Below are 13068 nucleotides of genomic sequence, written 5' to 3'. Positions count from 1 at the left end.
TAACAATCCTCTATATGTGCAAAAAGTGTAAGAAGAGGCTTGGTAAGGGGTTTTCTGCTATGGGGCAGGAGGCGGGGTTAGGAAACTCTAAAGAAGGTCATAGGCATGAATGTCGGAGACTTAATTACTTTCTGGTTGGTTTTTTCCTGTATTTCTCACAGTACTGCCAGAAGCTCTCGTACACCTCGTCAAGAATCGCCATGATCTTTTCTTTTTCCGCGTTGCTAAGATTAGGAGTAATCCTTTCTTTGTCGCTACCGGGCTTCAGTGCGCTACGCATCTTACGATAGAATGTTGGAATGCTCCAGGCGCATTCTTCACATACGCGCTCACGAAAGTAGATTGGCAGATTGATCATCCTTGAATGCACATCCTGTAATAAATTGATGGGATGTGTCGTCGAAGGCATTGTTTTTTTCATTTTGATTGATTTTGATTAAATGTGTTAACGATTAATTGAGAGTTTTTCATCACTGTACTAATTATTATTGCGATATAAGCAAATATATTTATAAACCTCTTATCCTGAGAAAAATTGCACAACTATATTTTAAAAATATTATCACGTTTATAAATAGTTGTTTTATATGTATTTATATACATTGTTTTTTGTATCGTGAAAAATATTGTAAACATTTTTATCCGGAGAGGATCGTAAACGGAATTGTTGTCTGAAAATGATAGCGAACTGGCAATATTAAGGAGATAACTATATTGTCTATATGAATTTCCAATTGTGATAATGAAATGGAAATTATTATTATATTGTATGAATTGCACACCAATGCAATCCACTGTTAGTAAAATATAGCATAATGTCCAGGTTAATCCACATGGGCCAACGCCTTAAACAAATATTAAAGCAGAAGAAGATTAAGATAGTCGACTTTGCCGACATGGCAGGCTTCACCAACCAGATTGCGCATTATCATTTGCGTAAAAGTGATATGAAGCGGAGCACACTCGAAAAATTTTGTGAGATTATCAACATTACCCCCGAAGAATTTTATGAATGGAACAGCGTTCCTTCTTCCAATGGTGAAAAAGGAGGCGAGAGCACAGTAGTGCATCACGGAGACCGGCTGATGGAACTCATCGGAGAGCGGGGCCTGAATAAAACAAGACTGGCGAAACGCCTTGGTATGAGCCGGCGGACGATGTATAACCTTTTTGAAAAGGAAGTTTTCGGGGCTGAGGAGCTGGATAGGGTGGTCAGGGCCCTGGAGATGACGACCAACGCTTTTCTGCATCCTGGTTCAATGGAGGACTCGCGGCAGGCGGAGAACGACGAAATGCTCGCACTCCGGGAGAAATATTACAAACTGCTGGAAGAGCATAACCAGCTATTGAAAAGTTACTCCTCCCTGAAAGAAGGGCTTGAGACCGCTAAAAAAGATATTTTACAGTTACGTAAGCAGGCCCGTTCAAAAAAAGGGTAGTCAGGAAAAGGCATATCTGTTTGAAAGACACTATACACACGCAATAACCATATTCTTTTCATTTTCAATTCTCAGTGTTCAGAAAGGGATTCCCAGGTTTTTATGGTGTAATGAAATTATTATAGTTTTACGTGAAGTACTATAATGATAATGGTATTATCAAACCAGCTTTGATGAACTATCTGCCCAATGCATTTGATCCTCCTGTGTGGTATCTGGTAATGCCTGTATGCGGTGTTGCAGACCCGGTATTTACAGAGAAGCGGTATGCTGATATCCTGGCCGCCAGGTTGAATAATGACCAGCAGCATGCACTGATAAAAGTGGAAGACTATACTTTTATGCCCTCCGCCGTACACCTGATGATACGGGAGGTCGCTCTTTCCCTTGACATGTGGTGGCCCGCATTTATGGAGGCTATCCTGGAGGAGCTGAATAAAAAGTGGCCCGGGGGAAGTTTGTCATGGTGCGATTATACCTCCGAACGTATTGCGGATGCTGAAGCATTTGAGCACCGGGCCTATGAGTTGTTGTACCTGCCCGTATGGAAAGGACTGGCTACCGACCCTGAAGGTTATGCCTACAATAGCGTGAACAACAGGGCTAAGATTGACCTGTAAATTATAATAACAGGCTGCCAACTTCCTCCCAGCTGTTGACCCTTTTAAAACCAGTTACATTGATATTATGCGGAGCAGTGAACATCAGCGCTTCTCCTTTAAAGGGCTGCAGATTCTTTACATGGTCGTCTATCATATAGTCTGCCTGCACAATTGTTTTGGATCCACAGAATACAATATTCTGCCAGCTTATAAACGGATAGAACTCTGCCAGCCATTCCAGCTTCTCGGGTAATGAATTGGGGAACTCCATTGCGGCAGATACGATGAACACTTCATGTTTATCATATAATGCTTTGATCACTTCCTGGCTGTCTTTAATGACAGGTTTGTTCCTGAAGAACCCCGGCTCATATAAGAACCCGCGTATCACTTCCTTACCATGGGGAAATCCGGACGTTTCCGGGTGTCCGTATAATGCTGCTTTATCTACCTGCACGCCATAGCGTTCGGCATACCAGTTAATATATTGCTGGGTAGTATCTGCCATAACGCCATCCATGTCTATTGCAATTCTTGCCATATTCTGCTGTTTTTTGCAAAGTTACCCATTTTACTGAAAATACATAGCATGTTATTGCAGAATGTTTCATATTTTTGCAGGAAATTGCAAGATTATGCTGAAAGAAGAGCGGTTTGATTATATACTCAAGAAGTTGCAGACAGACCATAAGGTATTGCACACAGAGCTGAGTAATGATCTGCAGGTATCTGAAGATACCGTGCGGCGCGACCTGGAAGTACTGGCCCAGAACGGTCTGCTTATCAAGGTCAGGGGAGGCGCTATTCCGCATTCTCCCAATCCTTTCGCTTTTAATGAACGCATCCTGCTCCATGAGGACGATAAGAGGGCTATTGCTAACAAAGCATTATCCTTTCTGCATAATGGGCAGACCATTATTATGGACGGAGGAACTTCCACCTATGCCCTGGTAAAACTGTTCCCTCCTGATCTTCAGCTCACCGTTGTAACACCTAGTGTTCCCATCGCTATGCAATTAATGGAGCACCCGGGAGTAGATGTGATACTCACCGGTGGAAGGATCTTCAAAAGCTCTCAGGTCACTTCCGGGCTGGATACTATCAGGATGCTGGAAAAGCTGCGGGCTGATATCTGTTTTATGGGAGTATGCAGCCTGCACACCGAAGTAGGGGTAACAGGGCCGGATATGGACGAAGCGGCGGTGAAGAACGTAATGGTACAGTCGGCCAATAAGGTGATCGCCCTGGTGACCAGTGATAAGATGGGGACTGCGGAGCCCTATAAGGTATGTAATATAACAGCAATGGATACCATCATAACCGACGAAGCCGGTTTAGCCCTGGCGGCGCCTTATCGCCAGCTGGGAATAAATGTTATCTGACAAAACAGCCAACTTTTAGAATTTCAAAGTATCAACAATATGGAATTGACAATCAGTCATTCGCAAAAAAGAACGACACGCATTGCCGTAAGCGCCTTGTTTTTTCTGACTGGACTATGCTTTTCGAGCTGGGCCTCCAGGATTCCGGCTATCCAGGAAAAGCTGCACCTTTCCGAAGGTGCACTGGGTAGTATGTTATTGGCGCTCCCCATCGGCTCTATGTTATCCATGCCGGTGGCGGGTGTAATGGTAAGTAAGTATGGTAGTCGTCAGGTACTGATGATAGCCGGTTTATTATATGCAGGGGTATTGCCTACGCTGGGCTTAACCGAAGCAAGCTGGCAGTTATTCGGTTGCCTGGTATTGTTCGGCTTTTGTGGCAACCTGGCCAATATTGCTGTAAATACACAGGCAGTGCTTGTGGAGGCGATGTATGGCCGCTCTATAATGGCCTCCTTTCACGGACTTTGGAGCCTGGGAGGATTTGCCGGTGCATCCATCGGTTCAGGTATGGCCGCGCTGGCAATAGTGCCTTACCAGCACTTCCTGCTCATCATGGTGCTGGGTATCGCCATTGTAGGTGTTGCTATCAGATATGCAGTGACACACGATGCGCCAGCCGGAACAGAAAAGACCCCTCTGCTCGCCTGGCCCGATAAGGTGCTGCTGACGCTGGGGATCATCGCTTTTTGTTCTATGATCTGTGAAGGGACGATGTTCGACTGGAGCGGGGTATATTTCAAAAAAGTGGTAGGCGCTTCGGAGAGAACTGCCGGTCTGGGTTATACCGCATTTATGAGTACGATGGCCGCTTTCCGCTTTGTGGCCGACTGGCTGACCGTACGTTTCGGTACTAAACGGATGTTGCAGCTGAGTGGGGCGCTGACAGCAGGCGGATTGCTGATAGCTGTAACGTTGCCATACTTCAGCACGGCTATATTTGGCTTCCTGCTGGTAGGAGCTGGTGTATCTTCTGTGGTACCGCTGGTATATAGTGCGGCAGGCCGTAGTAAGCCGTCATCTCCCGGTATGGCCCTGGCAGCTGTATCCACTATCGGTTACCTGGGCTTCCTGGCTGGTCCTCCGTTGATCGGATTTGTTGCACAGGCTACCAGTCTGCGTATTTCGTTTACAATTATTGCCCTGATGGGGATGTTTATAGCGGTAATGAGCAAGAAAGTAAAAGCGTAAGTTTAGTATCAAAGTGAAAACTTTGGGAAAGGTCGCATGTTTGTAGCCCCCGGTGCAACCAGGGGGAGAAAAATAGAGGGGGCTGATCGCAGTGATTAGCCCCCTCTGATATTGTGAAATAAAGAGATGATTATTTTTTAACAATTTCCACCGTATAAGAGGTGTTATCGAGCCTTACTAAAGTAACCAGCTGAGGCGTCATTTCCAGTATCTTCACCTGGTAGGAATAAAAGTTATTGTACTCAATACCATTGTTGTCTACCACTATGGTCATGATCTTTGTTTCCGGATTGAATGACCATCCGCCTTTTTCCAGTTTGCTCACTATTTGTGTGCCATAGTTCAGTTTATCACACGTAGAATTATCCATGACTACACGGGAGAGGGTAGCGGAGAACAATTCACTGTATTCATTCTGGTCTGTAAACATCAGGTCATATTTCGTAACCGCTGTTATAGCCGCAATGCCCTCAAAACAGCTCTGCTGATTATTCAGACAGTATTGCACCTTGCCATTCACACAGGCAAAATTGGTACGGGATGTATCCGGAATATAATAGTTCTGCCATACGCCATTTGCATCAGTTTTTCTATTCACTTTCCAGCTGCCCACAAAATCCTGATAGTCTGCAATACCATTCTGGCTGTGAATACGTACATGCGCCAATACCTTGTTGCTGACATGGCCCAATGAATCGTAAGCGGCGTAGGAAAGGGATAGTGTGTCGCCTATTATGTATTTGGGTAGTTTGACGATAATGGAAGAGTCTACGTAGTCACCCTCACGGAACAGGGAGTTCTGCACCTGGGGCGCCTGCCTGTAAAAGCCACGGTTGGTAGAATAATCCACTTCAAAATGCACACTGCTTCCAACGATGGACACATAATAGCCCTTGATCGTTGACTCATAATAGCTGAAGGTAGGCTTAATAACTATGTAACGGCCGCTAATGGCGTCTACAATATTTTTGTTTTCAACCAGAACAGGAGTACCGCTGGCGGTTGTCGCCGCAGGGATGCTTCCTGGGGTGGAGATACCAAAAGCAACTTTTACTTTGGAGGCCAGCGCAACTCTGTCGTTCAGATAAACAGTGTCGATTTTTGTCGGTTGCTCAGTGTCGCCGCCCTGGTCGTCCGAGCTTTTTTTACAGGCGTTAAATGCAAGACTGCATGCCAGTATTCCGAAAAATAGAATTTTTTTCATCAGGTATCAGGGTTTGAATTAAAGATCAGATATATAATTACTGTTATTTAAAAATACTGCGATCTAATGCTCATCGTTCGTTTACAAGTTTCTTTTAGTCTCTAAAGTATTGCCACCCCATTTACTTCATAAGTATAATATGATCATTAAATCATATTAATATACGGCTATATCCTTCTCCGGGATTCGCTACGGTGCTAAGGAATTAAGTTTTTTCATACCGGGTGGAAAAAGCGCAATAACAGTTTCGCTATAAATATATGTGTTTTTCCGGATATGTGGGAGGTCTCACTACAGAAACATGGGAAGTGGCGGGAAAATATGTGTATTAATATTATTCATCAGGCTAAGGGCTTGTCAGTAAAGGATTTGCAGGTCTGGCAATCAGAAGGCGTTAAATTTAATTGCAACTTTAAACTTTGAAACCCTTAATTTTGCACGATTTTTTTGTCTGGTGAATGGTATTAAAATCAGTTAGGTTTTAAATTTTTCAATAGAATACGCAAATGCCGAAAGATTCTTCTATCAAATCTGTTCTTATTATTGGTTCTGGTCCTATTATTATTGGCCAGGCTTGTGAATTTGACTATTCCGGCTCCCAGGCAGCCCGTTCGCTGCGTGAGGAAGGTATCAGGGTAGTGTTGATCAATTCCAATCCGGCTACTATCATGACTGACCCTATGATGGCCGATAAGGTATACCTGTTGCCGTTAACGGTAGAAAGTATAGAACAGATACTGGAAGAACAGCAGATTGATGCCGTACTGCCTACCATGGGTGGACAGACAGCGCTGAACCTTTGTAAAGAAGTGGATGAGCTGGGAATATGGCAGAAATATAATGTTCGCCTCATCGGTGTGGACATCAAGGCCATCGACAAGGCTGAAGACCGCGAACAGTTCCGTCAGTGGATGATTCAACTGGGAGTACCGGTTGCGCCGGCCAGAACTGCCAACTCCTTCCTGGAAGGAAAAGAGTTTGCGCAGGAAATAGGATTCCCCCTGGTAATCCGTCCATCCTTTACCCTGGGTGGTACCGGAGGTGGTTTCGTACATAGTAAAGATGAACTGGACGAAGCACTGCAACGCGGTTTGCAGGCATCCCCCATCCATGAGGTACTGGTAGAAAAAGCAGTACTGGGATGGAAAGAGTTCGAACTTGAACTGCTGCGTGACAGCAAGGACAACGTGGTGATCATCTGTACTGTAGAGAACCTGGACCCAATGGGTATCCATACCGGTGACTCCATCACTGTGGCGCCTGCCATGACCCTGAGCGATACTGCTTTCCAGGACATGCGTAACAAGGCCATGATGATGATGCGTGACCTCGGTAACTTCGCCGGCGGTTGTAACGTACAGTTCTCCTTGAACCCGGAAAACGAAGAACTGATCGCTATCGAGATCAACCCTCGTGTAAGCCGCTCTTCCGCACTGGCATCCAAAGCCACCGGTTACCCTATCGCTAAGATCGCTGCGAAACTGGCTATCGGTTATACACTGGATGAACTGGAAAACCAGATCACCCAAACTACTTCCGCTTTCTTTGAACCTGCGCTGGACTACGTGATCGTAAAAATGCCACGCTGGAACTTCGATAAATTTAAAGGTGCTGACCAGACCCTGGGGCTTCAGATGAAGTCTGTAGGTGAGGTAATGGCTATCGGCCGTACTTTCCCTGAAGCTTTGCAGAAAGCCTGCCAGAGCCTGGAAAACGATGCACTGGGCCTCGGTTACTACGGGAAATCTGCCATGAAGAGTGAGCAGCTGCTGGAAAGACTGAAGACGCCTACCTGGGACCGTATCTTCCGTATCAAGGACGCCCTGATGGAAGGTGTTTCTGTGAAACACATCCACCAGATGACCTATATCGATAAGTGGTTCCTCAACCAGATCAACGATATCGTGAACATGGAAAAGCAGCTGAAGGAACATGATCTGGATACTGTACCAAAAGAACTGCTGAGCGACGCCAAGAAAATGGGCTTCTCCGACATGCAGCTGGTACACCTGTTCGGTAACTGCGAAGAAGACGAAGTATATCAGAAACGTAAAGCACTCGGCATCTCCCGTACCTATAAAATGGTAGATACCTGCAGCGCTGAGTTTGAGGCTATCACGCCATACTTCTATTCTGCCTTTGATACTGTAAATGAAAGCAAACCTTCAGATAAGAAGAAAATAATAGTACTGGGCTCCGGTCCTAACCGTATTGGTCAGGGTATTGAGTTCGACTACTGCTGTACGCACGGCTTACAAGCGATCCAGGAAGCAGGATTCGACGCTATCATGGTGAACTGTAACCCTGAAACAGTATCAACCGACTTCGATATGGCCAACAAGCTGTACTTCGAACCGGTATTCTGGGAACACCTCTGGGAGATCATCGAGCTGGAAAAACCAGAAGGGGTGATCGTTCAGCTGGGCGGACAGACAGCCCTGAAGCTGGCTAAACGCCTGGAAGAAAAAGGTGTTAAGATCATTGGTACCTCTTTCGACAACATGGATATCGCGGAAGACCGTGGCCGTTTCTCCGACCTGCTGAAAGAACTGAAAATACCTTATCCGAACTATGGTACAGCATATACTACTGACGATGCAATAGAAGTAGCCAAAGAAGTAGGTTACCCTGTGCTGGTGCGTCCTTCTTATGTACTGGGTGGTCAGCGTATGCGTATCGTGATCAACGAAGAAGAACTGGAAGCATCTGTACTCAGCCTGCTGAGACACCTGCCGGGTAATAAGATCCTGATCGACCACTTCCTGGATCGTTGCCAGGAGGCAGAGATCGACGGTATCTTTGACGGAGAGAACTTCCACGTAATGGGAGTAATGGAGCATATCGAACCTGCCGGTATCCACAGTGGTGATAGTAACGCGGTATTACCAGCGTTCAACCTGAGCCCACTGGAAGTAACCACCATGGAATACTACGCAGAGAAGATCGCCCGTGCACTTGATATCCGTGGTCTGATCAATATCCAGTTTGCTGTTAAAGGCGGACAGGTATATGTGATCGAGGCTAATCCACGTGCTTCCCGTACTACGCCGTTCATTGCAAAAGCATACCAGGTACCTTACCTGAACATTGCTACCAAAATAATGCTGGGTGTGAAGAAACTGACAGATTTCAAGATAGAAAAGAAACTGAACGGTTTTGCCATCAAAGAACCAGTGTTCTCCTTTAACAAGTTCCCGGGTGTAAATAAAGAACTCGGCCCTGAAATGAAATCTACCGGTGAAGCTATCCGTTTCATCAAAGATCTCAGGGACCCTTACTTCAGGACCCTGTATAAAGAGAAGAGCATGTATTTGAGTAACAAATAAGGGTAACCATTTATCATACTAAAGAGGGCGGACCAGGTACCTGGTTCGCCCTCTTCTCATATAATCTTAACTTGCTCCTGTTTGTATTAAGTCCAGCTCAAGTCCACCTCAAATCCATATCAAAAGCACCCTAAAGCCCTCTATAATACAGGGGAAGAGCGGGTGTCTCCCCGGGGAATGTTCACTTGATGTCTCCTTTGTTAAAATAACATCACTTCCGATGTTTGGTTCAACGATAGGCTACAGTTGCCTATTCCGCCCTTACGGGCCCGTTTGGCTTCTTCACCGCAGGAGCATCTTTGATTTCCTTCATCAGTAATTCCACTGTTTTCTCCAGCTGTGGATCCTTACCTGCAATAACATCAGCCGGGGTCATTTCCACCTGAACATCGGGCGCTACGCCTTTATTTTCAATAATCCATTTGCCGTCTTTACTGAAGATGCCTAGTCGTGGCGCCGTCACAAAACCACCATCCATTAGCTGCGGATAATTGTAGATACCAACCAGGATACCCATAGTAGTGGTACCTACCAGTGGCCCCAGCTTCTTTTCGTGGAACATGAATGGCATCAGGTCACCACCGGAACCTGCATAGCTATTTATGATCATGGCTTTCGGGCCGAATATGGCGTTGCCCGGAGTGGTCATCGGTTGGCCTTCACGGGTACCCCAATAGTTCAGCAGGTCACGGTTCAGCAGGTCTATTACATAGTCTGCCGCCGATCCACCGCCATTAAAACGTTCGTCTATAATCACGCCTTTCTTGTCCAATTGGGAGAAGTAGTAACGGTTGAAATAGTTATAACCATCGCCGCCGGTATTAGGCATGTAGACATATGCCAGTTTACCATTACTGAGCTGGTCCACCTTTTTACGGTTATCCTCCACCCAGTTCATATGGCGCAGCATTACCTCATTGGTGACAGGCACCACGATATATTCCTTTGCGCCGCTTGTATCCGGCCGCTGATTCACCAGTATGCGTACCTGCTTGCCGGCGGTGGCCTGGAACAGGCTGTAAAGATTGGTCTTTGCATCCAGGGGAACACCATTCACGGCCAGTAGATAATCTCCTTCTTTAACATTGATGCCTGGCTTTGTAAGCGGCGACTGGAACTGTGGATTCCAGTTCAATCCGGAATAGATCTTCGCAAAGCGGAAACGACCATTTTCAATGCTGTAATCGGCGCCGAGCAGGCCTACAGATTCAGTGATCGGTTTAGGAAAATCTCCCTGGCTAACGTAGCTATGACCTACAACCAGTTCACTCATCATTTCGTTGAAGAGGTAGTTGAGGTCGTCCCTGTGGCCCACATAAGGCAGAAAACGTTCGTATTTCTTTTTCACAGCTTTCCAGTCAGCGCCATGCATATTGTCTACATAAAAGAAGTCGCGCTCTATGCGCCATAGTTCATCAAACATCTGCTTCCATTCTGCCGCAGGATCCACCAGGGTACGGATGTTGGCTATGTTCAGCGTGCCTTCACCCACATTTGATTTGCTGGCGGTACCCACAATACCGGCTGCCGTAGAGGTGACATACAATAGTTTCTCTCCATTCTGGCTCACGGCATAGCCATTAATCCCATTCAGGAGCACATCACTTTTGCGTTTCGCGATATCGTAACTATAAAGGGTATTATCTGACTGGTATAACAACTTGCCATTCACCAGGCCATTCAGTTGTCTATAGCTTTGCGCCGGCAGGGGAAGCGCCACTATGCGCTGGTCAATATTCTCCAGGTCTATGCGTGTTTGTTTGGAGGTATCTTTAGCACCTGCCTCTTTTTTCTCCTGTTCATCGTCACTCTCAGGTGCAAGCGGTGAAGGAACATTGTTGGCCAGTACTACGGCATAAATGCTGCTAAGGGTATTACGCTCAAAAGAGGTCATATCCAGCCAGCCAGTATTCTGCGCATAGTTGGTGCTCGCATAGAAGAACAGGTATTTACCGTCTTTGCTGAATACCGGCTCATTCGCCTCGCTGCGGCCATCAGTGAGTTGAGAGCTCTTTTTGTCTGCAAGGTTATACAGGAAGACTGCCTGCAGGTTGTTAGGAAGCCTTTTGTTATATGTGATCCAGCGGGAGTCAGGGCTCCAGTTAGGGTTGAAGTTCTGGTCAGGACGATCGTAAGTGTCTTCATCTATCTGGCTGATCTTCTTGCTGTCAAGATCTACGTATTGCAGGCGCAGACGTTTATCCCTGAACACGATCTTTTTGCTATCCGGCGACCAGACAGGGTTATAATAAAAGCCAGGTTCCAATGGTATAATAACAGCAGGTTTCTCGCCTTTCTGATCGCGGATATGCAGCGCGTATTCGCCACTGGCATCAGAGAAATAGGCTATGGATTTACCATCTGCAGACCATGCCGGGGTACGTTCATGAATGTCGGTGGTAGCGGTAAGATTGCGTACATCGCCTTTGTCAAGAGGCAAGGTCAATACATCGCCTCTGAACTGTACCACAGCCCTCACACCAGTAGGAGAGAGGCTGATGCTGCCGAGTGTATTGAGAGACGCATTGACATAGTGAGGGCGTTTATAAGGCAGATCTGCCTGCAGGCTGATACTGAGTGCAGTGCTCTTGCCTGATGCAGCATCCCATTTGTTAATGCGGCCCTCTTGTTCATATACAAGTGTTTTGCCGTCAGAGAAAAGTGTCTTTACGTCAAAGTCTTTGTGGTTCGTTACCTGTGTAACCGTCCGGGCAGATAGGGAATATCGGAAGACGTTCATGGTGCCGTTACGGTCACTCAAAAAGTATACATCATTGCCTAGCCATACAGGATGAACATTATTGGAGCCTGCGTCAGGGATCTCCGTTACGGCATTTGTCTGGTTATTAAATATCCAGACCCGTGGCATATTACCGCCCCTGTAGTGCTTAAACGGATGATAAGTACCACCTCTTTCCGTTGGATCGGGAAGTTTAATATAGGCGGTATATAGTCCGTCAGGTGAGATGTTGCCCTGGTGTGCTTCCGGCATTTTCAGCTTTACCGGCATGCCTCCATCTAAGCTTATTTCATACAGTTGCTGAAAGCGGGGCGAGATTGACTGACGTGTGGATGCGAAAAGGATCTTATCATTACCATGCCATCCACGTATGATATCAGCATCGGGATGGTATGTAATACGACGGGGAATGCCGCCATTTGCAGACACGACATAGATGTCAAGGTTGCCTTCATAGTTGCCGCTGAAGGCGATCCATTTGCCATCAGGCGATATCATAGGATCCAGTTCTACATCGGGATTGACAGTAATACGCTGAGGGTGCTGCCCGTTTTCATCTGTTGTCCATATGTCGCCGGCATAGTTGAAAGCGATCTGATGTTGGCTGATAGATGGGGAACGCAGTAACTGGGTCTCTGCTGACTGTGCCCTCGCCGTGAGACAGGCAATACCTGTCAACATAAGCAGGGTAATAGGTTTTCTACGCATTTTGTTGGTGTTAAGCAGTTGATGTGTATGTACTAATTTATACTTTTTCCCCGGGAATAAGGGATGGCAAATAGCGCGGAGGCAGTTGCAGAGCAATATCTGTTTTCTGTTAGGCTGTGTGAACCTTGAAGGAAAAATTAATATCCCCATCTAAATGATGTATTTAACAAAACGCAATAGGCTCCTTTAGGAGGCTCCGTGTATGTAGCGCGCGGTGCAGCCCCGGGGGCAACAACGCATTCAACATAACGCAATAAGCTCCGTCAGGAGCCCCGTGTTTGTAGCCCGGGGATTTATCCCCGGGGAACATGTTGATCGCCCACCAAAATGTCTCCCGGAGGGGATGTATTCGGTGTATATCCGGTGGAGTCTATATCCTATAGGCGCTCTACTATAGCATTACAGGCACTGTTCTATAGCCAACGCTATACAAAAGCTATTGTAATGCAGGACTAGAGAGCCGATAGGTAGGACGT

9 protein-coding genes are annotated in these 13068 nt (G+C 46.3%); 5 read left to right on the top strand and 4 right to left on the bottom strand.

All coding sequences use genetic code 11. From position 1 onward, the window contains the following. Nucleotides 1-124: 124 nt before the first annotated feature. Nucleotides 125-421, bottom strand: a complete 297-nt coding sequence (locus tag F3I09_RS04965) for a hypothetical protein (protein WP_149693948.1) — start codon at nucleotides 419-421, stop codon at nucleotides 125-127. Nucleotides 422-815: 394 nt separating this feature from the next. Here F3I09_RS04965 and F3I09_RS04960 point away from each other — a divergent pair, with 394 nt between their 5' ends. Beyond that, complete coding sequence (locus F3I09_RS04960; protein WP_149693947.1) at nucleotides 816-1439, top strand: helix-turn-helix transcriptional regulator; 624 nt, start codon at nucleotides 816-818, stop codon at nucleotides 1437-1439. A 131-nt stretch (nucleotides 1440-1570) separates the two neighbouring features. Continuing rightward, nucleotides 1571-2059 carry a hypothetical protein gene (locus tag F3I09_RS04955; RefSeq protein ID WP_149693946.1) on the top strand — a complete coding sequence of 163 codons (489 nt, stop codon included), beginning with the start codon at nucleotides 1571-1573 and terminating at the stop codon, nucleotides 2057-2059. Nucleotide 2060: 1 nt separating this feature from the next. On the opposite strand, the gene F3I09_RS04950 is transcribed toward F3I09_RS04955, so the two are convergent. Continuing rightward, complete coding sequence (locus F3I09_RS04950; protein WP_149693945.1) at nucleotides 2061-2582, bottom strand: 5'(3')-deoxyribonucleotidase; 522 nt, start codon at nucleotides 2580-2582, stop codon at nucleotides 2061-2063. Between the two features lie 94 nt (nucleotides 2583-2676). Here F3I09_RS04950 and F3I09_RS04945 point away from each other — a divergent pair, with 94 nt between their 5' ends. Both F3I09_RS04945 and F3I09_RS04940 read left to right on the top strand, forming a co-directional pair. Further along, nucleotides 2677-3423, top strand: coding sequence for a DeoR/GlpR family DNA-binding transcription regulator (locus tag F3I09_RS04945; RefSeq protein WP_149693944.1), 747 nt, complete (start codon nucleotides 2677-2679; stop codon nucleotides 3421-3423). A 39-nt stretch (nucleotides 3424-3462) separates the two neighbouring features. Beyond that, nucleotides 3463-4614: an MFS transporter gene (locus tag F3I09_RS04940; RefSeq protein ID WP_149693943.1), complete on the top strand. Its 1152-nt coding sequence runs from the start codon at nucleotides 3463-3465 to the stop codon at nucleotides 4612-4614. 130 nt (nucleotides 4615-4744) lie between these two features. On the opposite strand, the gene F3I09_RS04935 is transcribed toward F3I09_RS04940, so the two are convergent. After that, the gene (locus F3I09_RS04935; protein ID WP_149693942.1) at nucleotides 4745-5818 is read right to left on the bottom strand and encodes a hypothetical protein; all 1074 of its coding nucleotides are present in this window, start codon (nucleotides 5816-5818) and stop codon (nucleotides 4745-4747) included. A 506-nt stretch (nucleotides 5819-6324) separates the two neighbouring features. Between F3I09_RS04935 and carB the strand changes: the two genes are divergently transcribed. Further along, nucleotides 6325-9144 carry a carbamoyl-phosphate synthase large subunit gene (carB, locus tag F3I09_RS04930; RefSeq protein WP_149693941.1) on the top strand — a complete coding sequence of 940 codons (2820 nt, stop codon included), beginning with the start codon at nucleotides 6325-6327 and terminating at the stop codon, nucleotides 9142-9144. 250 nt (nucleotides 9145-9394) lie between these two features. Here carB and F3I09_RS04925 read toward each other — a convergent pair whose 3' ends face one another. Continuing rightward, a complete protein-coding gene (locus F3I09_RS04925; RefSeq protein ID WP_149693940.1) occupies nucleotides 9395-12592 on the bottom strand; it encodes a S41 family peptidase in 3198 nt (1065 codons plus the stop codon). Nucleotides 12593-13068: the final 476 nt, after the last annotated feature.

This window comes from Chitinophaga sp. CF418, from assembly GCF_900142925.1.
In the GTDB taxonomy this organism is placed as follows: domain Bacteria; phylum Bacteroidota; class Bacteroidia; order Chitinophagales; family Chitinophagaceae; genus Chitinophaga.
This window is presented reverse-complemented; position numbering and strand designations above follow the sequence as displayed.